The sequence below is a fragment of the Streptomyces sp. NPDC001339 genome, from assembly GCF_042895955.1.
Classification (GTDB): Bacteria; Actinomycetota; Actinomycetes; order Streptomycetales; family Streptomycetaceae; genus Streptomyces.
The window spans coordinates 467,088-493,016 of the sequence record NZ_JBIAWT010000006.1; the positions used below are offsets into that span (position 1 = coordinate 467,088).

18 protein-coding genes and 1 pseudogene are annotated in these 25,929 nt (G+C 72.0%); 12 read left to right on the top strand and 7 right to left on the bottom strand.

Going from position 1 to position 25,929, the window contains the following annotated elements; genetic code table 11:
- The first annotated feature begins 13 nt into the window (after positions 1-13).
- Together zapE and ACFY12_RS20275 are read left to right on the top strand one after the other, a co-directional pair.
- On the top strand, positions 14-1,186 hold the full coding sequence (gene zapE, locus ACFY12_RS20270; RefSeq protein ID WP_390717186.1) for a cell division protein ZapE: 1,173 nt from the start codon (positions 14-16) through the stop codon (positions 1,184-1,186).
- 184 nt (positions 1,187-1,370) lie between these two features.
- Complete coding sequence (locus ACFY12_RS20275) at positions 1,371-2,750, top strand: alkaline phosphatase PhoX (protein WP_390717187.1); 1,380 nt, start codon at positions 1,371-1,373, stop codon at positions 2,748-2,750.
- 47 nt (positions 2,751-2,797) lie between these two features.
- Here ACFY12_RS20275 and ACFY12_RS20280 read toward each other — a convergent pair whose 3' ends face one another.
- Together ACFY12_RS20280 and ACFY12_RS20285 are read right to left on the bottom strand one after the other, a co-directional pair.
- Positions 2,798-3,466, bottom strand: a complete 669-nt coding sequence (locus ACFY12_RS20280; protein WP_390717188.1) for an ABC transporter — start codon at positions 3,464-3,466, stop codon at positions 2,798-2,800.
- Positions 3,463-4,482 carry an ATP-binding cassette domain-containing protein gene (locus tag ACFY12_RS20285; protein ID WP_390717189.1) on the bottom strand — a complete coding sequence of 340 codons (1,020 nt, stop codon included), beginning with the start codon at positions 4,480-4,482 and terminating at the stop codon, positions 3,463-3,465. Before ACFY12_RS20285 ends, ACFY12_RS20280 begins: the two co-directional genes overlap by 4 nt.
- A gap of 264 nt (positions 4,483-4,746) precedes the next feature.
- Here ACFY12_RS20285 and ACFY12_RS20290 point away from each other — a divergent pair, with 264 nt between their 5' ends.
- The 3 genes and pseudogenes from ACFY12_RS20290 (at position 4,747) to ACFY12_RS20300 (ending at position 8,982) form a co-directional block, all read left to right on the top strand.
- Complete coding sequence (locus ACFY12_RS20290) at positions 4,747-5,544, top strand: peptidyl-tRNA hydrolase (RefSeq protein WP_390717190.1); 798 nt, start codon at positions 4,747-4,749, stop codon at positions 5,542-5,544.
- Between the two features lie 188 nt (positions 5,545-5,732).
- Positions 5,733-7,008 (top strand): annotated as a pseudogene (locus tag ACFY12_RS20295) (DUF692 domain-containing protein).
- Between the two features lie 312 nt (positions 7,009-7,320).
- Complete coding sequence (locus tag ACFY12_RS20300; protein WP_390717340.1) at positions 7,321-8,982, top strand: alpha/beta hydrolase; 1,662 nt, start codon at positions 7,321-7,323, stop codon at positions 8,980-8,982.
- A 68-nt stretch (positions 8,983-9,050) separates the two neighbouring features.
- Here ACFY12_RS20300 and hemQ read toward each other — a convergent pair whose 3' ends face one another.
- Positions 9,051-9,803 (bottom strand): hydrogen peroxide-dependent heme synthase, encoded by a 753-nt coding sequence (gene hemQ / locus ACFY12_RS20305; protein ID WP_390717191.1) that lies wholly within the window; start codon positions 9,801-9,803, stop codon positions 9,051-9,053.
- Entirely contained in the window at positions 9,800-11,302 is a 1,503-nt protein-coding gene (gene hemG / locus ACFY12_RS20310; protein ID WP_390717192.1) for a protoporphyrinogen oxidase, read from the bottom strand. Before hemG ends, hemQ begins: the two co-directional genes overlap by 4 nt.
- A 474-nt stretch (positions 11,303-11,776) precedes the next feature.
- Here hemG and ACFY12_RS20315 point away from each other — a divergent pair, with 474 nt between their 5' ends.
- Positions 11,777-12,973 (top strand): thiolase family protein, encoded by a 1,197-nt coding sequence (locus ACFY12_RS20315; RefSeq protein ID WP_390717193.1) that lies wholly within the window; start codon positions 11,777-11,779, stop codon positions 12,971-12,973.
- A 68-nt stretch (positions 12,974-13,041) separates the two neighbouring features.
- Here the strand turns inward: ACFY12_RS20315 and hemE are convergent, their stop codons facing one another.
- Positions 13,042-14,109, bottom strand: coding sequence for a uroporphyrinogen decarboxylase (hemE, locus tag ACFY12_RS20320; RefSeq protein WP_390717194.1), 1,068 nt, complete (start codon positions 14,107-14,109; stop codon positions 13,042-13,044).
- Positions 14,110-14,210: 101 nt separating this feature from the next.
- On the opposite strand from hemE, the gene ACFY12_RS20325 reads away from it, so the two are divergent.
- The 6 genes from ACFY12_RS20325 (at position 14,211) to ACFY12_RS20350 (ending at position 21,868) form a co-directional block, all read left to right on the top strand.
- Complete coding sequence (locus ACFY12_RS20325; RefSeq protein ID WP_390717195.1) at positions 14,211-14,867, top strand: DUF3000 domain-containing protein; 657 nt, start codon at positions 14,211-14,213, stop codon at positions 14,865-14,867.
- A gap of 432 nt (positions 14,868-15,299) precedes the next feature.
- A complete protein-coding gene (locus tag ACFY12_RS20330; RefSeq protein ID WP_066929724.1) occupies positions 15,300-15,962 on the top strand; it encodes a response regulator transcription factor in 663 nt (220 codons plus the stop codon).
- 98 nt (positions 15,963-16,060) lie between these two features.
- Positions 16,061-17,353 (top strand): HRDC domain-containing protein, encoded by a 1,293-nt coding sequence (locus ACFY12_RS20335; protein ID WP_390717196.1) that lies wholly within the window; start codon positions 16,061-16,063, stop codon positions 17,351-17,353.
- 636 nt (positions 17,354-17,989) lie between these two features.
- Positions 17,990-19,216 (top strand): thiolase family protein, encoded by a 1,227-nt coding sequence (locus ACFY12_RS20340; RefSeq protein WP_390717197.1) that lies wholly within the window; start codon positions 17,990-17,992, stop codon positions 19,214-19,216.
- Positions 19,213-21,348, top strand: a complete 2,136-nt coding sequence (locus ACFY12_RS20345) for a 3-hydroxyacyl-CoA dehydrogenase NAD-binding domain-containing protein (RefSeq protein WP_390717198.1) — start codon at positions 19,213-19,215, stop codon at positions 21,346-21,348. The genes ACFY12_RS20340 and ACFY12_RS20345 overlap by 4 nt, the downstream gene beginning before the upstream one ends.
- A gap of 85 nt (positions 21,349-21,433) precedes the next feature.
- Entirely contained in the window at positions 21,434-21,868 is a 435-nt protein-coding gene (locus ACFY12_RS20350) for an NTP pyrophosphohydrolase (RefSeq protein WP_390717199.1), read from the top strand.
- A gap of 206 nt (positions 21,869-22,074) precedes the next feature.
- On the opposite strand, the gene ACFY12_RS20355 is transcribed toward ACFY12_RS20350, so the two are convergent.
- Positions 22,075-23,604: an amino acid permease gene (locus tag ACFY12_RS20355; protein ID WP_390717200.1), complete on the bottom strand. Its 1,530-nt coding sequence runs from the start codon at positions 23,602-23,604 to the stop codon at positions 22,075-22,077.
- Between the two features lie 317 nt (positions 23,605-23,921).
- Complete coding sequence (dxs, locus tag ACFY12_RS20360; RefSeq protein WP_390717201.1) at positions 23,922-25,850, bottom strand: 1-deoxy-D-xylulose-5-phosphate synthase; 1,929 nt, start codon at positions 25,848-25,850, stop codon at positions 23,922-23,924.
- Positions 25,851-25,929 lie beyond the last annotated feature (79 nt).

The window sequence follows — 25,929 nt, forward strand, 5'->3', positions numbered from 1 at the left end:
AGGCTGGACAGCTGTGTCGCCTTCCCAGCCCTCCTCCCCGCAGACCGACCCGATAGCCGGACCGCCGGCCGACGGGGACGGGACCTCCCCCGGCACGTCCCCGGCCGCGCTCACCGCCCGCGCCCCGCACGTCCCGGCCGACCGCCTGGTCGCCGAGATGGTGCCCCCGCCGCGCTTCCAGGACGCGCGCTTCGACACGTACATCCCGGACGCGAAGCAGCCCAGCCAGGGCCAGGCCGTGCAGGTGCTGAGCGACTTCGCGGACAGCATCGACGCCGGGGCGGGCACCGGGACGGGCAAGGCCGCCGGCAAGCGACGCTGGTTCGCCAGGAACCCCAAGAAGGCGACCGCCCCCCAGGGCCCCCGCGGCGTCTACCTGGACGGCGGCTACGGCGTCGGCAAGACCCACCTGCTCGCCTCCCTGTGGCACGCCACCCCCGCACCGGCCGAGCGCAAGGCCTTCGGCACCTTCGTCGAGCTGACCAACCTGGTGGGCGCGCTCGGCTTCCAGCAGACCATCCGTACGCTCAGTGACCACAAGCTGCTGTGCATCGACGAGTTCGAGCTCGACGACCCGGGCGACACGGTCCTGGTCTCGACCCTGCTCGGCAAGCTGGTCGACAACGGTGTGGCCCTGGCGGCCACCTCCAACACCCTGCCCGGCAAGCTCGGCGAGGGCCGGTTCGCCGCCACCGACTTCCTGCGCGAGATCCAGGGGCTGAGCGCCCGCTTCCGCCCGCTGCGCATCGACGGTGAGGACTACCGCCACCGCGGTCTGCCCGAGGCGCCCGCCCCGTACGACGACGAGACCGTCACCCGCGCGGCGTACCGCACGCCCGGCGCCTCGCTCGACGACTTCCCGTCCCTGCTGACGCATCTGTCGAAGGTGCACCCCAGCCGCTACGGCGCGATGTGCGACGGCATCGAGGCGGTCTGCCTCACCGATGTGCAGGCCGTGCCCGACCAGTCCACCGCGCTGCGCCTGGTGGTCCTCGCGGACCGGCTCTACGACCGGGAGGTGCCGGTGCTGGCCTCCGGGAAGGCCTTCGACGAGCTGTTCAGCGACGAGATGCTGCGCGGCGGCTACCGGAAGAAGTACTTCCGGGCCATCTCCCGGCTGACCGCACTGGCCCGCGACGCCAAGCCACTGGCCACCGGCGGGGCGCCGTGGGGCGGCGCCGCTTGACGCCCGGACGGCCCGGCAGGTTCCCGACGGCCGGGTAAGTTCCCCACGGCCGGGCAGGTTCCCCACCGCCGGGCAGGTTCCCCACCGCCGGGCAGGTTCCCCACGGCCGGGCAGGTTCCCGACGAGTCGTGCGCGTGGTACCACAGGCGGGTCACGTCACCTGCCCGCCAACGGGGAGCAGCCCATGTCTGCGACACGACGTCAGATCCTGGCCACAACCGGCGCGTTGGGGGCGTCCCTCGTCTTCTCCGGCAACGTCACGGAGATCTTCGCGGGGAGCGCGACCACCCAGGGCATGGGGCGGGAAGGCTACGGCCCGCTGGTCCCCGACCCCGGCGGTCTGCTCGACCTGCCCAAAGGCTTCCGGTATCGGGTCCTGTCGAAGGAGGGCGACCCGCTCCACTCCGGGGAGGGCAAGGTGCCCAGCAACTGCGACGGCATGGCGGCCTTCCCCGGTCCTCCCGGACACCGGTCCCACGGCACCTGCCTCGTCCGGAACCACGAGAACCGTACGGACTCCCGCTCCGCCGTCCCCCGGGTGCCCGGTCTGACCTACGACCCCGGTGGCGAGGGCGGCTGTACCGTCCTGGAACTGGACGGGGACGACACAGTGCGCTCCGAACGGGTCGCCATCGCCGGCACCTCCACCAACTGCGCGGGCGGCCCCACCCCGTGGAACACCTGGCTGACCTGCGAAGAGACCGAGCTACGGGCCGGTGACGAGAACTACACCAAGGACCACGGCTTCATCTTCGAGGTCGATCCGTACGACCCGCTCCGGACCGGCGCGGTACCGCTGACCGCGATGGGCCGGTTCCAGCACGAGGCGATCGCGGTGGACCCCGGGACCGGCATCGTCTACGAGACCGAGGACGCGTTCGAGAAGCCGTTCGGCCTGTTCTACCGCTTTCTGCCGAACAAGCCCAGGGGCGGCCGGGGTTCGCTCCGGGCAGGTGGCCGCCTCCAGGCGCTACGGGTCCCCGGTGTGCCCGACCTGTCCACCGTCCAGGCGCCCGGGACCGCCTTCGACCACGTCGCGTGGGTGGACGTCCCCGACCCGCTCGCCCGCCGCACGCCCATCCGCTTCCAGGACTTCGGCCCCGGGGGCATCACCCACGCCCAGAAGCTGGAGGGCTGCTACTGGGGCGGCTCGTGCGTGTACTTCGTCTCCAGCTTCGCGCACCGGGGCGACGGCTCGGCGGCCGACCACTACGGGCAGGTCTGGCGGTACGACCCCCGGCGGCAGCGGCTCACCCAGGTCGTGGTCTTCGGCCCCGGCACCGACCTCCAGCTGCCCGGCGAGTCCCCCGACAACATCTGTCTCGCGCCCAGCGGCGGCCTGATGGTCTGCGAGGACGGTGACGGCGCCCAGCATGTCTTCGGCCTCACCCGGCACGGGAAGGTCTATCCGATGGCGCGCGGCCGGCAGAACATTGGGACGGGGAAGAAGCCGGAGTGGGGCGAATTCGCCGGTGTGACCTTCTCCCCCGATCACCGGACGATGTATGTCAACTGCTACACCCCGGGGACCACGTTCGCGGTGCGCGGCCCCTGGCATCACTGAGTCCACTCTCCGTCCCTGCTGACAGTTCACACCGAGTCCTGTCCGGGTCAGGTGCGGCGTGAGCTGAGCCCGCAGGCGACGGCCGTGGCGGCGGCGGCGATCAGCACGGTGGCGGCGAGCGGCAGCCAGGGGGTGCTGATGGTGCCGTGGGCGGAGCCGGTGACCAGGCCCGTGACGGCGGCGTTGGCCGGGGAGGCGCCGAGCACGAGCAGGAGCAGGGCGGCGGTCAGGCCGGTCGGGATGCCCCAGCCGGGGCTGCGCAGCACGGGCCAGTTGCACAGGGCGCCGATCGCCGTGCCCATGAGCACACAGGCGAGCGCGGCGAGGAGCCCGGCGCCGGCCGCCGGGAGGACCGGGACGTGGACCTGGTGATCGGCGGAGCGCGGGTCGGACATCAGCAGGACCACCGCCATCCCGAGGAGCGCGAGCAGCAGTCCGGCGCCGGTCGCGGTCAGGACGCAGGAGAAGTGGACCCGGCCGGGGCCGGCGGCGGCCGCGGCGCAGGCGCGGGCGGCCGGCGGCTCGTTGGTGACGCATACCCGGGTGAGCCAGACGGCGACCGGCAGCAGGCCGCCGGCGGCCCAGCCGAACGCGTCGAGGATGGGGCCGCCGCTCTGGACACCGATGGCCAGGAAGGCGGCGTAGAAGATGACCGGCGGCAGCCAGCGGTGCGAGCCGGCCAGCAGCGCCGCCTGGTAGCGGAGGAGAGCGATCACGGGTGCGGGGCCTCATCGGGGTCGGGAGCACCTTGGTGCTCGGCAGGGGTGTGAGGGGCCGGAGCAGCGCGGTGCTCGGCAAGGGTGTGAGGAGCCGGAACAGCGTGGTGCTCGGCAGGGGCGCGGGGTGGTACCGGGGTGACCGCCCGGATGTGCCAGGGCGGACGGGCGGTGAGCAGGGCGCGCAGCAGGGCGTCGGAGTGGACGGCGGGAACCGTCAGCCGGGTCGTACCGTCCGGCCCCCAGGTGATCTCCGGTCGCCCGGGCAGCCCCTCCGCTCCACCCGGCGCGCCCGGCAGCCCCGGCCCGCCCGCGGTCGTGAGAGGCGCACCTCCGGGCGCGGGCTCGGCCTCGATGACCACACGGGGGCCGGTCACGACCGCCGTTTCGGCCGCCGGCCCGCTGTCCTCCTGAGCGAGCAGCCGCCCGTCCACGACCCGGTACCGGGCGTCGGCCGCACCGGCCAGCCGCTGCGGGTCGTGATCGACGAACACGACGGCGCCGCCGGCCGCCACCCGCTCGGCGACCACCTCGTCGAGCACCGCGCGGGCACCGTGGTCCAGGCCGGTCCAGGCCTCGTCCAGGACGAGGAGTTCGGGTCCGGCGAGCAGGGCCTGGGCGACCGCGACCTTCTGGCTCGTCCCCTTGGACAGCTCGGCGAGCCGGGTACGGGCGTGCCCGGCGGCTCCGAAGCGGTCGAGCCACTCGGAGGCACGGCGAGCCGCCTCGGGTCCGCGCAGACCGTGGATGCGTCCCAGGTGGGTGAGGTAGCCGACGGCGGTGAACGGCAGGGTGGCCGGGAACCGTTCGGGGACGTACGCGCTGCGCGGCCGGCCGGTGATGCGGCCGGTACTGGGGCGGTCGATGCCCGCGCACAGCCGCAACAGGGTGGACTTCCCGCTGCCGTTGGTCCCCTCGACGCGCAGCAGCGCGCCCGCGGGCACGTCGAGCCGTACGTCCCGCAGCACCCAGGGCCCGCGCACCCCGTAGCGCCGCCCTACCCCGTCCAGCCTCATACCTGCCGACACCTCCACTCCCCCGCCGGTGTCCCCGGCGCTCTCAGGCGCTGTCCGGTGTTCCCGGTGAATCCGGCGATTCCGGCGTTCCCCCGCCGTGGCGCCGTCCCCGACGGTAGCCGGAACTCCTGTGCGGCACCGGTTGGGGGGGGTGCGTCGGGCAGCGGGCGCTGTCGGTGAGCCGGTCAGCGGAGGCTGTCAGTGGGGGCTGTCAGTGGGGGCTGTCAGTGGGGGCTGTCAGCGGAGGCTGGCAGACTTGAACACGTGACCAGCACCAAGACCGCCGGGCAGCGGCCCGGCAACAGCTTCGACGGCCCGCCCCAGCGGGAAGTCCCGCCGGAAGAGAGCCCTTTCGAGCAGGAAGTGACCGGCCGGGACGCGGCGCCGCAGTTCGTGCTGCCGCTGGTCGCGCGGCTGGAGCGGACCGCGCTCCCGGCGCGGACGGACGCGCTGGAGACGGCCGCGCGGGCGGTGCTGGTGCTGCTGTCGGACGAGCGGGCGGCCGGTGACGGCGAGTGGGCCGAGGCCGTGCGGAAGTGGCAGGACGCCCGTATACGCAAGGTCGTGCGGCGGGCGCGCGGCGCGGAGTGGCGGCGGGCCGAGGCGCTGCCGGGGATCACGGTCCACGGTAGCGGCGCCGAGGTGCGGGTCTATCCGCCCGTGCCCCTGGACGGCTGGCCGAAGGACCTGGCGCGGCTTCAGGTGTCGGGCACGGAGCTGGACGATCCGCAGCCGCCCGGTCCGCCCGCCGACGGGGTGCCGGTGCTGTGGCTCAACCCGGCGCTGGAGATGTCGGCGGGCAAGGAGATGGCGCAGGCCGGCCATGGAGCGCAGCTGGCGTGGTGGCAGCTGCCCGAGGAGGAGCGGGCGGCCTGGCGCGCGTCGGGGTTCGCACTGGCCGTACGGTCCGCGGAGCCCGCGCAGTGGGAGGCGCTGACCGGCAGCGGGCTGCCCGTGGTGCGCGACGCGGGGTTCACGGAGATCCGGCCAGGCTCGGCCACCGTCGTCGCGGATCACCCCGCGCTGCGGAGGGCGCTGCCGCCCGGGCGGATACGGGGGTGACCGGCGCGGGCCGGCGCGCATCAAGCTCCCGTCGCCCACCCTCAAATCAACCTCTGAACTCGGCCGGTGCGGGGTTCGGCGCTCCGTGAGGCGGCAGGAGTACCCCCGTACGCGGTCGATCGATCGCCTCGACAGCGTGGGGAGCGGAAGGGGGAGGCATGGAGCGCCGAAGCCAGAGGGGAGGAGCCATGGAGCACCTGGGAACGGGCATCGGCTGGCGGCCGGAGATCGCCGCGGAGATCGCGGAACTGCCGGCGGTGGACTGGGTCGAGGTGGTGGCGGAGAACATCTGCCCGGGCCATCTGCCGTACGGCGTCCGGCAGCTGCGCGAGCGGGGCACGACCGTCGTTCCGCACGGGGTCTCGCTCGGCCTCGGCGGGGCGGACCGTCCGGACGCCGGCCGGCTGGCAGCCCTCGCCGAGCGCGCCGAGGTGCTGGGCGCGCCACTGGTCAGCGAGCACCTCGCGTTCGTCCGGGCCGGCGGGCCGCTCACCGCCTCTCCCGTGATGGAGGCCGGGCATCTGCTGCCGGTACCGCGCACCCGTGACGCCCTGGACGTACTCTGCGAGAACGTCCGGATCGCCCAGGACGCGCTGCCGGTGCCGCTGGCCCTGGAGAACATCGCCGCCCTGATCAGCTGGCCGGGCGAGGAGCTGACCGAGGGCCAGTTCCTGTCCGAGCTGGTGGAGCGGACCGGGGTGCGGCTGCTCATCGATGTCGCCAACCTCCACACGAACCATGTCAACCGGGGTGAGGACCCGGCCGTCGCGCTCGACGAGCTGCCGCTGGAGGCGATCGCGTACGTCCATGTCGCGGGCGGGGTGGAGCGGGACGGGGTGTGGCACGACAGCCATGCCCACCCGGTGACCCGGCCGGTGCTGGACGTACTCGCCGAGCTGTGTGCCCGGACCACCCCGCCCGGTGTGCTGCTGGAGCGCGACGAAAACTTCCCGGAGGGCGGGGAGCTGGCGGCGGAACTCGACGCGATCCGCACGGTGCTGAAGGAGGCCCGCCATGTCCGGGCGGCTTGATCCCGGTCCCGGCACGGACGCGGCGCGCCGGCGCCTGGCCCTGGCACAGACCGCGCTGCTGTCCGCGCTGGTCGCCGGCACACCGGCCCCCGAGGGCTTCGACCCGGTCCGCCTGCGGGTGCAGAGCCGGGCGCTCACGGCCAAGCGGGCCGCGGTCGTCGCCAAGGTGGCGCCCGAGCTCCCGGAGATCCTCGGCGCGGACTACCGCACGGCCTTCGCCGACTATGCGGAACACCGGCCGATGGGCGGCGGGTACCGGCAGGACGCCCTGGACTTCGCCGCGCATCTGCTGGCCCAGGGCCGTCCCGAAGGGCGCGCCGCACGGCGGGAGTTGACCCGCTGGTGGCGGGATCGCGCGGGTCCACGACCGCCGTCGGCGCGCCCCGCGACCCGTCTGGCACGAGCCGTGCGGCACCTCTTCATACGGGGGTGAAAGCTCCGCCTTCACAAGCGACCGCGCCACCTTCTCGGGCGCCCGCCAACTGCCCGGCAGAGGCGCGCCTCCCCCGGCTCCCCGGACTCCGCCGCCACTCCCGCCTCTCTCGCCACGCCGGCCCACCACGGCCCCGCTGCCCTCAGCGCCCCCTCCCTCCGCGCCGCGCTCCACTCTTCCGGGGCATAGCCTCCGACACCGGCATCCGGTGCTTTACAACGCCAATCGGCACCTCAACTATCCCTTTTGTATGCAGACACGAAGGGACGGCCAGTGAGAGCACTTGCGTTGTACGGCACCGTCGGGTCGCTGATGGTGACCGCCCTCGCCACGGCCCCGGCGGGCAGCGCCACGGGGACGCTCCCCGCGCGCCTGGCGCCGCCCGCGCCCGTTGCGCACCGTATCGAGTTCGGCCGCTGCGCGACGGCGGAGCATCTGCCGCCGTCCGTCGAGTGCGGCACGCTCGCCGTTCCCCTGGACTACGCGCGTCCCGAAGGCAAGAAGATCACCCTCACGGTCAGCCGGATCCGCGCCAGTGCACACGGCGAGCGGCAGGGCGCGCTGGTCTTCAACCCCGGCGGGCCGGGCGCCTCCAGCATGGAGTTCCCGCTCTACAGCGCGCTCCCCAAGTGGCGCAAGCTGGCCCGCGTCTACGACTTCGTCGGCTACGCACCGCGCGGCGTCGGCCGCTCGGCGCCGCTGTCGTGCCAGGACCCCAAGGAGTTCGCCAAGGCGCCCACCGACAGCTGGATGCACCCGGACGCGGCGTTCAAGCGGAAGAAGGTAGCCGAGGCGAAGGCGTACGCCCGCGGCTGTGCCCGCCATGCCGGGGCGGACCTGCCGTTCTACAACTCCGTGAACAACGCCCGCGACCTGGACATGCTGCGGGCCGCCCTCGGTGAGCGGAAGCTGACGTTCATGGGCGCCTCGTACGGGACGTACTTCGGCGCGGTGTATGCGACGCTCTTCCCCGGCCATGTCCGGAGGATGGTCTTCGACAGCGTGGTCAACCCCTCGCCGCAGCAGATCTGGTACCGCAACAACCTCGACCAGAACATCGCCTTCGAGCACCGCTGGGGCGACTGGCTGCACTGGGTCGCCGAGCACAACGGCACCTACCGCCTCGGCACAACCAAGCAGGCCGTCCAGCAGGCGTACGACAAGGCCGCGGCCCAGCTCCGCCGCCAACCGCTCAACGGCAAGATCGGCCCCGGCCAGTTGCAGTCGGCGTTCCTCAAGACCGGCTACAACGACTCCTTCTGGCCGCTGCGCGCCCAGGCCCTCTCGGACTATCTGCACGGCAAACCCCGGTCCCTGATCGCCCAGGCCATGCCGCAGACCCAGACCGCCAAGGACGAGGAGAACACCAACGCCGTCTACACGGCCGTGGAGTGCAATGACGCGCGCTGGCCGCGCTCCTGGGAGACCTGGGACCGGGACAACACCCAGGTGGCGCGGATCGCGCCGTTCGAGACCTGGGACAACGCCTGGATGAACCTGCCCTGCGCCTTCTGGCCGCGCGCGTCGGAGACGGAGACGTCGGCGGACGGCATCGACGCCGCGCTGCACCGGGCGGACCACAAGACGGCACAGGAGCTGGCCGACGCCGCCGTGAGCGCCGCCGCGTCCGAGCTCGACGGGGTGCTCCACGGGCAGCACGGTCCGCTGGACGTCCGCACCGAGCCCGGGGCGCTGCCGCCGGTGCTGCTGCTGGCGGCCGAGCGGGACGCGGCGACGCCGTACGAGGGCGCGCTGGAGCTGCAGCGGCGGTTCCCGGGCTCGTCGCTGGTCACCGAGAAGGGCGCGGGGACGCACGGCATCGCCTTCGGCGAGAACGCCTGCGTGAACACCTACACCGAGGCCTACCTGCTGCAGGGCAAGGTCCCGGCGCACAGCGTGTACTGCTCCCCGCGCCCGGAGCCGGTGCCGGGCCAGGCGATGACCCGGGCACCGCACGCCCGCCCGGGGAAGTAAGGGCCCTACAGACACCGAACAGATACCGAGGGCCGCTCCTGGAGGGCGGCCCTCGGCTCACATCCGGGTCAGGCCAGACCGGCGACCAGCTCGGAGACCGGCTTGCGCCGCCCCGTGTAGAACGGGATCTCCTCACGGACGTGCATCCGCGCCTCGGAGCCGCGCAGGTGCCGCATCAGGTCGACGATGCGGTAGAGCTCATCGGCTTCGAAGGCGAGCACCCACTCGTAGTCGCCGAGCGAGAACGACGGCACGGTGTTGGCCCGGACGTCCGGGAAGCCGCGGGCCATCTTGCCGTGGTCGGCGAGCATCCGGCGCCGGTCCTCGTCGGGGAGGAGGTACCACTCGTAGGAGCGCACGAAGGGGTAGACGCTCACGTACGCGCGCGGCCGCTCGTCGGCGAGGAAGGCCGGGATGTGCGACTTGTTGAACTCGGCGGGGCGGTGCAGCGCCATGTTCGACCACACCGGCTCCAGCGCGCGGCCCAGCCGGGTGCGGCGGAAGAGGTTGTACGCCTCCTGGAGAGCGTCCGAGCTCGCCGAGTGCCACCAGATCATGACATCGGCGTCGGCGCGCAGACCGGACACGTCGTAGGTGCCGCGGACCACCACGTCCTTGGCGGCGAGCTGCGTGAACAGCTCCTCGACCTCGTCTGCGTAGCCGCCGCGGTCCTCGGGGAGGACATCGCGCAGCTTGAACACCGACCAGAGGGTGTAGCGGATGACCTCGTTGAGGTCCTTGGCCTTCTTGCCGGCGTGGGGGGCCTTCTCGGGGGCCGCGGCGTTCTGTGGTGCGGCTGCGGGGGTGGAAGCGTCTGTCATGCCGTCCATTCTCGCTCGCCGGCGAGGGTGCCCGGCCGCAGGGTGCCGAGGATGTCGTCGGCGGCCCTGTGGGCCGAGGCGATGCACGCCGGGATGCCTACACCTTCGTAGAGCGCACCGCACACCCGGAGGCCGGGCAGTTGCGCGACGGCGTCCCGGATACGCGCCACTCGCGCCAGGTGCCCTACGGGGTACTGGGGAAGCCCGTCGTACCAGCGGGTGACCTCGGTGGCGACCGGGGCGGCGGTCAGCCCCATCGCCTCGCGCAGGTCCGTACGGGAGAGGCGGACCAGTTCGGCGTCCTCGCGCTCCAGGTCCTCCTCGTCGCCGTAGCGCCCGAGGGAGGTGCGCAGCACGAACAGGTCCGGGTCGGCGGCACCGATCCAGCCCCACTTGTTGCTGGCGAAGGTGGACGCCTTGATCTTGCGCCCGTCGACGGGCGGTACGAGGAAGCCGCTGCCGATGATCCGCCGTGCGCGTCCCATGTCGGCGCGCCGGAAGGCCATCGTGACCAGCGCCATCGACGCGTACTCGACAGTGCTGAGCTCGGCGGCGGCGGGCTTGCCGACGGCGGCGAGGAGGCGGGCCGTGGCGGGCGCGGGCGTGGCGAGGACCACGGCGTCCGCGGTCAGCGCGGCCCCGTCGACGGCGATCCGCCAGCCATCGGCCGTCCGCTGTACGGCGGCGACGGGCGTCCCGGTACGGATCTCGCCGCCCTTGGCGCGTACCGCATCGGCCACCGCGCCCGGCAGCGTCCCGATGCCGCCGGCGATCCCCATGAAGACGGGGCTGTCCTGGACGGAGCCGGTCGCCGCGGCCCCGGCCTGGTGAACCGTGGCCGCGGCCCGCGACTGGATGCCTCGTACGCCGTCGAGCAGCGAACGGCTGCTCCGCGCGGCCTCGAACAGCTGGGGCACGGCCGCGCGCATCGAGATCTGGTAAGCGTCGCCCGCGTACACCCCGCCCAGCAGGGGCTCGACGAGCCGGTCGACGACCTCGCGGCCCATGCGCCGGGCCACGTACTCGCCGACGGCCACGTCCTCGCCGACCTCGGTGCGCGGCAGACGCACGTCCTCCTCGATACGGGCGAGCCCCTCCGGGGAGATCACACCGGACGCCACGAGTGGACCGAGATCCCCGGGGACGCCCATGACATGCCCCTTGGGCATCGGGCACAGCGCCCCGCGGGTCCACAGCCTGGCGGTAGCCGTGGAGGGCGGCTGCAGCCGTTCGCCGAGCCCCACAGCGCGGGCCAGCTCCACCGCCTCCGGCCGCCTGGCCAGCATCGATTCGGCACCGAGGTCGACCGGTACGCCCGCGATCTCGCCCGCCCGCAACTTGCCGCCGAGCCGGCCGGAAGCCTCCAGGACGGTCACCCGGGCGCCGCCGTCGAGCAGCCGGTGCGCCGCCGCCAGCCCGGAGATACCGCCACCGATCACGACCACGTGGCCGATGCCGCCGGGACCGTGGGCCGCCGTGCTGGTGTCCGCTGCGTTCATGCGACCACTCTCTCACCCGTCCGCCCGTCCGCTGCGCTTGGCTGGCTTCCCACGTTGTCGTCTGCGGCGCCGTACCTTCCGGTTCGCCGTTGCGCCCGTCGCGGCGCCCCGTTTGCTTTTTGGCGTTTCTCGCCATGGCGCCTGCGGCGGGCCGTTGCCGCTGCGCGGGGCTGTACGTCGCGGGTGCGCCCCTCCGGACTCCGTCCTGCGGTCCGCCCCCTCCCGTGGGTGGGTGGAAGGAGACCGGTGGGGGTGGCCGTAAGCGATCAACATCGGGCAGCGGACCACTTGCGTACACCCCCACCGAGGGTCTTCACTCCCCCTCACGGGAGGGGCCGCGCCGCAGGACGAAGTCCGGAGGAGCGGACCCGCGCCCGACCCACCCACGCCCGCCGCAGGCGCAACGGCGGAACGGAAGGTACGGCGCCGCGGACGACAACGTGGGAAGCAAGCCAAGCGCAGCGAAAGGGCCTGATGAGCGATCCACGCGTACAGGACGTATACATCGTCGATGCGGTACGGACCCCCGTCGGCAAGTACGGCGGCGCACTGGCTGAGGCGCGGCCGGACGATCTCGCCGCCCATGTGCTCAAGGCCTTGGTGGACCGCACTCCCGGCCTCGATCCGGCGCGGATCGACGATGTCTGCTTCGGCGATGCGAACGGCGCGGGCGAGGACAACCGGAACGTGGCGCGGATGGCGGTGCTGCTGGCCGGACTGCCGGTGACCGTCCCCGGCGTGACCGTGAACCGGCTGTGCGGGTCCGGCCTGGAGGCGGTCATCCAGGTGGCCCGCGCCCTCGCGCTCGGCGATGCGCACGTCGCGGTGGCGGGCGGGGTGGAGTCGATGAGCCGCGCGCCGTATGTGCTGCGCAAGCCCGAGCGGGCCTTCCCCGCGGGGCATCAGGAGATGTTCTCGTCGACGCTGGGCTGGCGCATGGTCAATCCGCGGATGCGCCCGGAGTGGACGGTGGCGCTGGGCGAGGGCGCCGAGCTGGTCGCCGACCGGCATGGCATCACCCGCGAGCAGCAGGACGTCTTCGCGCTGGCGAGCCATCAGAAGGCGGTCCGTGCCTGGCAGGAGGGTGCCTACGATGCCGAGGTGGTACCGCTGCCGGGCGTGGACCTGACGCGGGACGAGACGATCCGGGAGGGCTCCTCCCTGGAGTCCCTGTCCAGGCTGAAGCCGGTGTTCCGTACGGCCGGAGGGACGGTGACCGCCGGCAACTCCTCCCCGCTGAACGACGGTGCGGCGGCCCTGCTGCTGGCGGACGAGGAGGGCCTGCGGGCCACGGGGCGCGAACCGTTGGCCCGTATCCGTACGAGCGCGGTGACCGGTGTCGAGCCGCAGCTCTTCGGCCTGGGCCCGGTGGAGGCGGTGCGGCGGGCGCTGGAGCGGTCCGGCCGCGGGTTCGCCGATCTCGCGACCTTCGAGCTCAACGAGGCCTTCGCGGCCCAGGCGCTGGGCTGCGTCGCCCAGTGGCCGGACCTCGACCCGTCCGTGGTGAACCCGCGCGGCGGCGCCATCGCCATCGGGCACCCCCTCGGCGCGTCCGGAGCCCGCCTCGCGGGCGCGGTCGCGCACCAGCTCGCCGCCCTCGGCTCGGGCACCGGCCTCGCCGCCCTCTGCATCGGCGTGGGCCAGGGCCTGGCGCTCGTACTGGAACGCTAGGCCCTGTCCTGTGGGTCAGGCCCTGGTTCTCCAGGGCCTGACGCCGGACTCCCGCCGTCCGCCCGGACTCAGCGGGCCGTCCGCGTGTGGACGTACTCGACGAGGCGGGTCAGCGCGTCCGGGTCGGTGGTCGGCAGGACGCCGTGGCCGAGGTTGAAGATGTGCCCTTCGAGGCCGGCGGCCGCGTCGAGGACCTCGCGGGTCTTGGTCTCGACGGCCTCGCGCGGGGCGAAGAGGACCGCGGGGTCGAGGTTGCCCTGGAGCGCCTTGCCGGGGCCGACCCGGCGGGCCGCCTCGTCCAGGGGCACCCGCCAGTCGACGCCGACGACATCCGCGCCGGCCTCGCCCAGCAGACCGAGGAGTTCGCCGGTGCCGACGCCGAAGTGGATGCGCGGCACGCCGAGGCCCTCGACGGACCGGAAGACCTTGGCGGAGGCCGGCATCACGGAGCGGCGGTAGTCGGCCGGCGAGAGCGCGCCGACCCAGGAGTCGAAGAGCTGGACCGCGCCGGCGCCGGCGGCGATCTGGACCTTGAGGAAGGCGGCGGTGATGTCGGCGAGGCGGTCGAGCAGGTCGGCCCACAGCTGCGGGTCGCCGTACATCAGGGCCTTGGTGTGCTCGTGGTTGCGGGAGGGGCCGCCCTCAACGAGGTAGCTGGCGAGCGTGAACGGCGCGCCGGCGAAGCCGATGAGGGGGGTGCCGCCCAGCTCGCGGACGAGCATCCCGATGGCCTCGGTGACGTACGGGACATCGCCGGGCTCCAGGTCGCGCAGCTGCGCCAGGTCGGCGCGGGTGCGGATCGGGTTCGCGATGACCGGGCCGACCCCGGGCTTGATGTCGAGGTCGATGCCGATGGCTTTGAGGGGGACGACGATGTCGCTGTAGTAGATGGCGGCGTCGACGCCGTGGCGGCGGACGGGCTGCAGAGTGATCTCCGTGACCAGCTCGGGCCGCATACAGGAGTCGAGCATCGCGATGCCCTCGCGCACCTTGCGGTACTCGGGCAGTGAGCGCCCGGCCTGGCGCATGAACCACACCGGGGTGTGGGGCACCGGCTCACGCCGGCAGGCCTTGAGGAAGGCCGAGTCGTAGGTACCGGTCTGCGGCTGGCCCGTGGGGCTGAAGTTGGCACTCACGCCCAAATCTTCGCACGGGCCCCGGGGCGCCTCCGAACGGGCGACGCGCGCACCGGGTGTCCTCCGCGTATGCGGGGCCGGTTCGGCCTACTCTTCCGGGCATGGCTGCGGCTCACGAACACCTCGCGGACAGCGCGGACGAGGTCCCGATCCCCTTCCGTCAGGCGGTCGAGGCGCTCCGGTCGGCACGGCTGCGGCCGGAGATCGAGATCGACCCGACGCCCGCACCGAAACGGCTCGCCCCGTACGCGTACGCGCTGGAGGCGGCGGTCGTCGAGCACGGCACGGGGCCGGGCGACGAGGTCCGGGATCTGGCCGACGGACGGCTGGTGGTGCTGCACAACCCGGCCGGGGACGAGACCTGGCAGGGCACCTTCCGGGTGGTGACGCTGGCACGGGCGGAGCTGGAGCCGGAGATGGGCGCGGATCCGCTGCTGCCGGAGGTCTCCTGGTCGTGGCTGACGGGCGCGCTGGACGCCCGCGCGGTGGGCTACGGAGCGCCGAGCGGCACGGTGACCCGGGCCGGTTCGTCCTACTTCGGAGCGCTGGCGGCCCGCGAGCCGGCGACGCAGATCGAGATCCGGGCGTCCTGGACGCCAGCCGAGGGCCCCGGCGGAGTGCCGGACCTGGCGGCACATCTGGCGGCGTGGTGCGATCTGCTGTGCCAGGTGGCGGGGCTGCCGCCGGTCGCACTCGACATGGCGCCGCGCGGCGGGGTGGTCCCGCTGCCGCAGCGCCGGGGGTCACAGCCGCACTAGCTGTATGGCCCCGTGCCGTATTGCCCTGTGATGTATTGCTCTGTGTTGTATCGCCTCGTGCCGTATTGCCCTGCGCGGAAGTCCTGGCCAGGCGTGCCGGAAGTCCCGTCGTCATCCCCCGGGCGCGGACGGGCGGCCCGACACGTCGCCCCGTCACCCCCGGCGCCCTCCCTCGCCGCGCCCCCCGACGTGCCCGCCTCGGCGCGCCCGTCTGATCACGTTCGCGTACGGCTCTGATCACCTCGGTATGCACTCCGTGCCCACACCTGATCGATCACCCATCCGATTTGCCCGAATTGCCCCTAACTAAATCGTGATCAAAGTCTAAAGTCCCGCCGGTTTGCTGCCGAAGAGGTCAGTGACCCTTCAAATACGGATCATTCCGGCTCCCCCCAGCCGGCTTCCGTCCCTGCCACTCCCCCAGGAGGCCCGGTGTCTGTTCTCCTCGAGCAACCTTCGAGCCTGGTCGCCTACCGCCCGAACAAGCCGACGGCCATGGTCGTCGTCGCCGACCCTCGCGTCCGCTCCACCGTCACCCGCCACCTGTGGGCCCTCGGAGTACGTGACGTGATCGAGGCATCGTCCATTGCGGAGGCTCGTCCCCGCGTCGGCAACCCTCGCGACATCTGCGTTGCCGACGTCCACCTTCCCGACGGCTCCGGCCTCACGCTGCTGTCCGAGACCCGGGCGGCCGGCTGGCCCAACGGCCTCGCGCTCTCCGCGGCCGATGACATCGGCGCCGTACGCAACGCCCTGGCCGGCGGCGTCAAGGGCTATGTCGTCACCGGAACGCGCACCAACCTGGGCATTCCCGGCCGCCCCGGTGCCTCCGCGATCGGCGCCAACGCGGCCCGTCTGCAGCGCCGTCCACCGGGCGCGCCCGGGCATCCCGGTGGCTACCGCGAGCTGTCGGGCCGTGAGGTCGAGGTGTTGCGGCTGGTGGCGGAGGGCCAGTCCAACAAGGCCATCGGCGTCTCGATGGGACTGTCGGCACTGACCGTCAAGAGCCACCTCGCCCGGATCGCCCGCAAGCTGGGCACCGGCGACCGGGCCGGCATGGTCGCGGTCGCGCTGCGCACCGGCATCATCCACTGACCCCCTTCACCCGACCGCTACCCCTTCGCCCGACCCGCTCGCCCGTCGAGGGAACCTTCCCTCGACGGGCGACGTACATACACAGATACCCTTGACTGGTGACCGACGCCCAAAAGACCGCAGCAGACACGACAGACACGACACTGCGAGCAGCCGGAGACCCGCCTCCTCCGGACACCCGGCCGGCGCCGGTCCCCCTTCTGGAGCCCGGTGAGGGCATCCCCCCGGTGACCGCCACGGAAGAGGCGCTCGCCGAGGTCGTGGCCGCCTTCGCCGCCGGTACCGGTCCGGTGGCCGTCGACGCCGAGCGGGCCTCGGGCTACCGGTACGGCCAGCGCGCCTACCTCGTCCAGCTGCGCCGCGAGGGCGCCGGCAGCGCGCTGATCGACCCGGTCGGCTGCCCCGACCTGTCCGCGCTGGGCGAGGCGATCGGCGACGCCGAATGGGTGCTGCACGCCGCCACCCAGGACCTGCCGTGCCTGCGCGACATAGGGATGACCCCCTCCCGGCTGTTCGACACCGAGCTGGCCGGACGGCTGGCCGGATTCGCCCGGGTCGGCCTCGGCGCGATGGTGGAGAACGTCCTCGGCTTCGCCCTGGAGAAGGGCCACTCGGCCGTCGACTGGTCCACCCGGCCGCTGCCCGAACCGTGGCTGCGCTACGCCACGCTCGACGTCGAGCTGCTGGTGGACCTGCGGGACGCGCTGGAGGAGGAGCTGACGCGGCAGGGCAAGCTGGAGTGGGCCCGGCAGGAGTTCGCCGCGATCGCCGCCGCTCCCCCGCCGCCGCCCCGCAAGGACCCCTGGCGCCGGACGTCCGGTATGCACAAGGTCCGGCGACGCCGCCAGATGGCGGTCGTACGGGAGCTGTGGACGGCCCGCGACCAGGTCGCCCAGCGGCGCGACATCTCGCCCGGCAAGGTGCTCGGCGACACCGCGATCGTGGAGGCCGCGCTGCACCTGCCGCAGAGCAGTCACGCCCTGGCGGCGCTGCCCGGCTTCGGGCACCGTATGGGCCGTCGGCAGCTGGAGCAGTGGCAGGCCGCCATCGACCGCGCCCGGGCGCTGCCCGAGAGCGAGCTGCCGCAGCCCGGCCAGCCGCTGAACGGCCCGCCGCCGCCCCGGGCCTGGGCCGACAAGGACCCGGCCGCCGCGGCCCGGCTGTCGGCCGCCCGCGCGGCGGTCACCGCGCTCGCCGAGCAGCTGAACCTTCCGCAGGAGAACCTGATCACCCCGGACACGGTGCGCCGGCTGTGCTGGAACCCGCCGGCCGTGCCGACCCCCGAGTCGGTCACCGCTGTCCTGGCCGAGCACGGCGCCCGGCCATGGCAGATCGAACAGGTCACCCCGATTCTCACGGAAGCACTGCTGGCCGCCCCGGACGCCGGCTGACCGGACCGTCCCGCCGGGGCAGGCACCCCGGCGGTACGAGCTTGAGGCACGAACGGGCGGGACGATCTTGAGGCACGAACGCCCCCACGCGTACCCGTAGGGGGCGTTCGAACAGATCCCGTAGGGGACGCGAGCCCCCCCTTGCGGGCCACAACGGGGCGGTGGGGGCGGGTATTCCCGGCTGCTGCCCAGGAGCCGGACGGACGGATCCAAGAGCCGGACGGGCGGATCCAGGAGCCGGACGGGCGTTGGCATCGCAGGGCGTCGTTGGGCATGCCGGGCGGGGTGGATTGCGCCAGGAGGCGACAGCATTCGGCCCTTTTCCGCCGGTTTTCGGCCGGTGATCTTCGGCTTCCAGCTTACGGCGATCTGCGACCTTCCGGCTTCCGGCTTCCGATCCCCGAGCTCCCGGCCGGCGGGCTTCGCCGCTTCGGCTGGATGGCCGCGTCGTGCCCATTGACCTCCCCCCTGGGGCCGGTGCGGGTGTCCGGTCCGTCGCGCCGCCATCCGGTGTGACCTTCGCCGCTCCGCGCGATGGGGGTGTGCAGCTTGGTTACCCGTAAGTAGCATGTCGGTGTGAAGCGTCCCTGGGGGCGCCCAGCAGCAGTGCCATCCCGCACCTGGAGGAGAGCCAACGTGCCTCGTACCGCTAGGGACGTCGTCTTCGTCGACGGCGTCCGCACCCCGTTCGGCAAGGCGGGCCCGAAGGGCATCTACCACGAGACCCGCGCCGACGATCTCGTCGTGAAGGCCATCCGGGAGCTGCTGCGCCGCAACCCGGACCTGGACCCCGCGAAGATCGACGAGGTCGCCATCGCCGCGACCACGCAGATCGGCGACCAGGGCCTGACCATCGGCCGTACCGCCGGCATCCTCGCGGGCCTCCCGCAGTCGGTGCCCGGCTACTCCATCGACCGGATGTGCGCCGGTGCGCTGACCGCCGTCACCACCACCGCCGGCTCCATCGCCTTCGGCGCGTACGACGCCGTCATCGCGGGCGGTGTCGAGCACATGGGCCGCCACCCGATGGGCGAGGGCGTCGACCCGAACCCGCGGTTCGTGTCCGAGAAGCTGGTCGACGAATCAGCCCTGTTCATGGGCATGACGGCGGAGAATCTGCACGACCGCTTCCCGCACCTCACCAAGGAGCGCGCGGACGCCTACGCGGTGCGCTCACAGGAGAAGGCGGCGAAGGCGTACGCCAACGGGAAGATCCAGCAGGACCTGGTCCCGATCTCGGTGCGCAACACCAACGCCGAGGTGGGCGAGACCGGTTGGGGTCTGGTGACGGCCGACGAGCCGATGCGTCCGGGGACGACGCTGGAGAACCTGGCCGGGCTGAAGACCCCGTTCCGCACCCACGGGCGCGTGACGGCCGGTAACGCCGCGGGCCTCAACGACGGTGCCACCGCCTCGATCATCGCCTCCGAGGACTTCGCCCGGGAGAACGGCCTCCCGGTCAAGATGCGCCTGGTGTCGTACGCCTTCGCGGGTGTCGAGCCCGAGGTGATGGGCTACGGGCCGATCCCGGCCACCGAGAAGGCGCTGGCCAAGGCGGGCCTGGGCATCGGCGACATCGGCCTGTTCGAGATCAATGAGGCGTTCGCCGTCCAGGTGCTGGCCTTCCTCGACCACTACGGCATCGCCGATGACGACGAGCGGGTCAACCAGTACGGCGGCGCCATCGCCTACGGCCACCCGCTGGCCTCCTCCGGCGTCCGGCTGATGACCCAGCTGGCCCGCCAGTTCGAGGAGCAGCCCGAGGTCCGCTACGGCCTGACCACCATGTGCGTCGGCTTCGGCATGGGCGCGACGGTCATCTGGGAGAACCCGCACCACAAGGACGCCGGAGGCGACAAGTGAGCACCACCACTACCGCTGAGCTTCTCAAGGGCGCGGCCGAGCTGTTCCCTGACGAGGTCGTGACCTCGGCGCACGTCCGCCACCTCGATCTGCCGTACGGTGCGGGCAAGTTCGCCCTCATCACGCTCGACAACGGCTTCGACCACACCAAGCCGACCACCTTCGGTCCGGCCTCGCTGGCGAATCTGAACGCCGCGCTCGACCAGGTCGAGAAGGAGGCGGCGGACGGTGACATCGTCGGCGTCGGCATCACGGGCAAACCGTTCATCTTCGCGGTCGGCGCCGACCTCAAGGGCGTCGAGCTGCTGAAGAAGCACGAGGAAGCGCTGGCCATCGGCAAGGGCGGCCACGAGGTCTTCAAGCGGCTGTCCGCGCTCGCCGTGCCGACCTTCGCGTACTACAACGGTGCCGCGATGGGCGGCGGCGTCGAGGTCGGTCTGCACTGCACGTACCGGACCGTCTCGAAGGCCCTCCCGGCCTTCTCCCTCCCCGAGGTGTTCCTGGGCCTGGTCCCGGGCTGGGGCGGCTGTGCGCTGCTGCCGAACCTGATCGGCGCGGACAAGGCCGTCTCGGTCATCATCGAGAACTCCCTCAACCAGAACAAGCAGCTCAAGGGCCAGCAGGTCTTCGACCTCGGGATCGCCGACGCGATCTTCGAGGGTGCGGACTTCCTGGAGCGGTCGCTGGTGTGGACCGCGCAGGTCCTCAAGGGTGACGTCACCGTCGAGCGGCCGGAGATCGACCGCGGTGCGGCCTGGGACCAGGCCGTCGAGCGCGGAAAGTTCATCGCCGACGGCAAGGTGCACGGCGCCGCCCCGGCCGCGTACCGCGCGCTCGACATCATCGCCGCCGCCAAGAACGGCGACCTCCAGGCCGGTTTCGACGCCGAGGACCAGGCCCTCGCCGACCTGATCATGGGCGGTGAACTGCGGGCCGGCATCTACGCGTTCAACCTGGTGCAGAAGCGCGGCAAGCGGCCGGCCGGTGCACCGGACAAGAACCTGGCGCGCCCGGTCACCAAGGTCGGTGTCGTCGGCGCCGGTCTGATGGCCTCTCAGCTCGCGCTGCTCTTCCTGCGCCGTCTGGAGGTGCCGGTCGTCCTGACCGACATCGACCAGGAGCGCATCGACAAGGGCGTCGGCTACGTCCACGCCGAGATCGACAAGCTGCTCGGCAAGGGCCGGATCAACCAGGACAAGGCCAACCGCCTCAAGGCCCTGGTGACCGGTGTGCTGGACAAGGCCGAGGGCTTCGCCGACGCGGACTTCGTCATCGAGGCGGTCTTCGAGGAGATCGGCGTCAAGCAGCAGGTGTTTGCCGAGGTGGAGGCCGTGGCGCCGGAGCACGCCGTGCTCGCCACCAACACCTCCTCGCTGTCGGTCACCGAGATGGCGTCGAAGCTCAAGCACCCCGAGCGGGTCGTCGGCTTCCACTTCTTCAACCCGGTCGCGATCCTGCCGCTGCTGGAGATCGTGCGCGGCGAGAAGACCGACGACGCCGCGCTGGCGACGGCGTTCGGTGTCGCCAAGAAGCTGAAGAAGACCGCGGTGCTGGTCAAGGACGCCCCGGCGTTCGTGGTGAACCGCATCCTGACCCGCTTCATGGGCGAGATCCAGAACGTCATCGACGAGGGCACCCCGGTCGAGACGGCGGAGAAGGCGGTCGAGCCGCTGGGCCTGCCGATGTCGCCCCTCGTCCTGCTGGAGCTGGTCGGCCCGGCGATCGGTCTGCACGTCTCGGAGACCCTCCACGGGGCGTTCCCCGAGCGCTTCAAGGTCTCCCCCAACCTGAAGGCCGTGGTCGAGGCCGGCAAGCGCGGCTTCTACGTCTACGACAGCGGGAAGCCGGAGCTGGACCCGGAGGTCGCCGCGCTCCTCAAGCAGGGCGACGCCGTCCTGACCGAGGCGCAGGTGCGCGACCGGGTGCTGGACGCCGTCGCGCAGGAGATCGGGCTGATGCTCGACGAGGGCGTGGTCGCCGAGGCGCAGGACATCGACCTGTGCCTGATCACCGGCGCCGGCTGGCCCTTCCACCTGGGCGGTATCACGCCGTACCTGGACCGTGCGGGTGTGTCCGAGCGGGTGACCGGCAAGAAGTTCCTGGCCCCGGGCGTGGCGAGCGTGCCCGCGTAGTCAGCTGACGCAGAGGTGCGGGCCGGCTCCCTCCGTGGGGGCCGGCCCTCACGGCGTTGCATGACGGGCGTGGGAGGCTGGGGGTATGGATTCCTTGGTCATTGTCGACGCCGCGAATGTCGTCGGCTCGGTGCCCGACGGGTGGTGGCGGGACCGTCGCGGCGCCGCGGAGCGACTGCGCGACGCTCTGCCGGCCTGTGCGGAGGGCGGGTTGCCGGGGCTGGTCGCACCTCCCCTGGAGATGGTGCTGGTGGTGGAGGGCGCGGCCCGCGGAGTGACCTCCGTCGAAGGCGTACGGGTGGTGTCGGCATCCGGCAGCGGCGACGACCGGATCGTGCAGCTGGTGGCCGCCGAGGCCGCCGGCCGGGACTGCCTGGTCGTCACCGCGGACCGCGGCCTGCGCGAACGCGTCCAGGCCCTGGGCGCCCGGGTAGCGGGACCACGTACGGTGTGGGGCCGCGGGGCCGGGGGCGAGAGCACCGGGAGCGAGCGCGAGGGGGGCGAGCGCGACAGGGGGTAGGGCCCTCTGGGAATACCGTCCGGCAGCGCCTCGTGGAAATACCGTCCGGTACGGCCACGTGGGACTACCGTCCGGCACCGCAGCATGGGAATACCGTCCGGCACCGCCACGTTGTGGCCCCGCAGGGGGCGCTCGCGTCCCCTAGGGGATCTGTTCGAGCACCCCCTAAGGGACGAAAAGACCCAACGGCCCGGACGGCTCCGGGGTCAATGTCTGCCTGACTCCTCCCGGTTACGCATGCCCAGCCGGCTGTGTGACCGTCCGTAGACGAAGTAGACGCCGAAGCCGGCGACCATCCAGATGGCGAACCGGACCCAGGTCTCCGCAGGCAGATTGAGCATCAGCCACAGCGAGGCGAGTACGGACAGCACCGGCACCACCGGCACCCACGGGGTGCGGAAGCTGCGGGGCAGATCGGGACGGGAGCGGCGGAGCAGGATCACGCCGATGGCGACCACGACGAAGGCGAACAGCGTGCCGATGTTGACCAGTTCGGCGAGCACATCGATCGAGGTGAAGCCGGCCACGACGGCGACGACGACGCCCAGCGCGATGGTCGACCGGTACGGGGTTCCGTACTTGGGGTGGGCTCGCGAGAAGACCCGGGGCAGCAGCCCGTCCCGGCTCATCGCGAAGAACACCCGGCTCTGGCCGAGCAGCAGGATCATGCAGACCGAGGTCAGGCCGACCGCCGCACCGAAGCTGATCACACCGGCGAAGAACGGCTTCCCGTGGTGTTTGAACGCATCGGCGAGCGGTGCGTCGGTGGAGAGCTCGCTGTACTTCTCCATGCCGGTGACGACGACGGACACGGCGACGTAGAGGACCGTGCAGATGGCCAGCGAGCCGAGGATGCCGCGCGGTACGTCGCGCTGCGGGTTGCGAGTCTCCTCGGCGGCGGTGGCCACGACGTCGAAGCCGATGAACGCGAAGAAGACCACCGCGGCCGCGGCGAAGATTCCCATGGTGCCGAAGTTGGACGGCGCGAAGCCGAACATCAGCTGCGAGAGCGGAGCGCCCAGTCCGCCCCCGGCCGCGCTCGGCCGGCTGGGCGGTACGAACGGATCGTAGTTGGCGCCGCTGATCAGGAAGGCGCCGGCGATGATGACGAGCAGGACGACGGTGACCTTGACGGCGACGACCAGCGCCGTCACCCGCGAGGACAGCTTCATCCCGAGTACCAGGATGACGGTCAGCAGCAGCACCAGGACGCAGGCCAGGATGTCGAAGCCGAACTGCCCTTCATGACTGCCGGTCAGGCCGGCCGGCAGATGCCATCCGATGCTGTCCAGCAGTGAGCGGACATAGCCGGACCAGCCGACCGCGACCACCGCACAGCCCAGGGCGAGCTCCAGGATCAGGTCCCAGCCGATGATCCAGGCGGGCAGTTCGCCCAGTGAGGCGTACGAGAAGGTGTAGGCCGATCCGGCGACCGGCACGGTGGAAGCGAACTCGGCGTAGCACAGCGCCGCGAGCGCGCAGACCACGCCCGCCGCGACGAAGGACAGCGCGACCGCGGGCCCGGCCTGCTCCTTGGCGATTTTTCCGGTGAGGACGAAGATGCCGGTGCCGATGATGACACCGACCCCGAAAACGGTCAGATCAAGCGCGGACAGGGATTTCTTGAGCGTGTGCTCCGGCTCCTCGGTGTCCAGGATCGACTGCTCGACAGTCTTCGTCCTGAACAGACCGCTTCTGCGACGCGAATCGTGTGGTGTGCCGTGCTGTGTGCTCATGGGCGAACCTCCGCCTGGACGTCCCTGGCAACTCTCCTGAACTGACCGAGTCTCCGCAATGTCTGGAAACAGTCAGCTTCGGCGGGCCTCCGGGCGGCAGGGATTCACCCGATGGGGTGATTCGCTGGGTATGCAGATGGGCCGGATGGAACATCCGTACGAGTGAACGGATGGTCTGCCCGGCCCATTGATCTTCATGGCACGTCGGTCTTCATGGCACGTCGGTCTTCGTGCCACGGTCCGCGGTGTGTCGCGGTCCATGGTTCGTCGACGCGCCGCCGCCGGTCCGCGGCGGGCGGAGTCAGTCCCGGACGGAGTCAGTCGCGGGCGACCCCGGCGGGCTCGGCCGGACCGTCGATCTTGGCCACCAGGCCGGTCACCTGGCGGGCGATGTCCGGCGCGGTGAGCCCGATCTCCGCCATGACCTCCTTACGGGAGGCATGGTCGAGGAACTTCTCGGGGATACCGAAGTCGCGCAGCGGCAGGTCCACCCCGGCGTCCCGCAGGGACTGGGCGATCGCCGAACCGACGCCACCGGTACGGGAGTTGTCCTCGACGGTGATGACCACACGGTGCTGGGCGGCCAGACCCGGGAGCGCCTCGTCGACCGGCTTGACCCAGCGCGGGTCCACCACGGTCGTCGAAATGCCCTGCTTGTCGAGGAGATCGGCGATCTCCAGACACATCGGGGCGAGCGCACCGACAGAGACCAGCAGCACGTCCGGGCGGTCGATGCCCTCGGCGGGCCGGCGCAGCACATCCATACCACCGATCCGGCCGACGGCCTGGACGGCCGGACCGACCGCGCCCTTCGAGTAGCGCACGACGGTCGGGGCGTCCTCGACCTCGACGGCCTCGCGCAACTGCGCACGGACCTGGTCGGCGTCGCGCGGGGCGGCGATCCGCAGACCGGGGACGACCTGGAGGATCGACATGTCCCACATGCCGTTGTGCGAGGCGCCGTCGGTGCCGGTGACACCGGCCCGGTCCAGGACGAAGGTGACGCCGCACCTGTGCAGCGCGACGTCCATCAGGACCTGGTCGAAGGCGCGGTTGAGGAAGGTGGCATAGACCGCGAAGACCGGGTGCAGACCGCCGGTGGCCAGGCCCGCGGCGGAGACGGCGCCGTGCTGCTCGGCGATGCCGACGTCGTAGACCCGGTCCGGGAAGGCCTTGGCGAACTTGTCCAGACCGACCGGCTGCAGCATGGCGGCCGTGATCGCGACGATGTCCTCGCGCTCGTGACCGAGCTTGACCATCTCCTCGCCGAAGACGGAGGTCCAGTCGGCGCCGGAGGAGGCGATCGGCAGGCCCGTGTCGGGGTGGATCTTGCCCACGGCGTGGAAGCGGTCCGCCTCGTCCTGCAGGGCGGGCTGGTAGCCGCGGCCCTTCTCGGTGAGGCAGTGCACGATCACCGGGCCGCCGAAGCGCTTGGCGCGCTGGAGGGCGGACTCCAGGGCCTCGATGTCGTGGCCGTCAATGGGGCCGACGTACTTCAGGCCGAGGTCCTCGAACATGCCCTGCGGCGCGATGAAGTCCTTGAGGCCCTTCTTGGCGCCGTGCAGCGTCTCGTACAGCGGCTTGCCGACGACGGGCGTGCGCTCCAGGAGGTCCTTGCCGCGCGCCAGGAAGCGCTCGTAGCCATCGGTGGTACGGAGCGTGGCGAGGTGGTTGGCGAGGCCGCCGATCGTGGGGGCGTACGAGCGCTCGTTGTCATTGACCACGATCACCAGCGGACGGTCCTTGGCGGCCGCGATGTTGTTCAGGGCTTCCCAGGCCATGCCGCCGGTGAGGGCTCCGTCGCCGATGACGGCGACGACATGGTCGTTCCGCCTGCGCAGCTCGTTGGCCTTGGCGAGGCCGTCGGCCCAGCCGAGGACGGTGGAGGCGTGGGAGTTCTCGATGACGTCGTGCGCGGACTCGGCCTGCGAGGGGTAGCCGGACAGTCCGCCCTTCATCTTCAGCTTCGAGAAGTCCTGGCGGCCGGTGAGCAGCTTGTGGACGTAGGACTGGTGTCCCGTGTCCCACAGGACCTTGTCCTTCGGGGAGTGGAAGACGCGGTGCAGGGCGATGGTCAGCTCGACCACGCCGAGGTTCGGGCCGAGGTGGCCGCCGGTCTTGGCGACCGCGTCGACAAGGAAGCTACGGATCTCCCCGGCCAGCTGCTCGAGCTGCTCCGGGCCCAGTCGGTCCAGGTCGCGTGGTCCCTTGATGCGGGAAAGCAACGCGCGCGGCACCTTCTGCACTCCTGCCTCCTTGCTTGGTCAAGCCTGCCGTGGTCGGGCTTGGTGCTGTGATCGAGCTTGCCGATCAGATGAGTCTAAT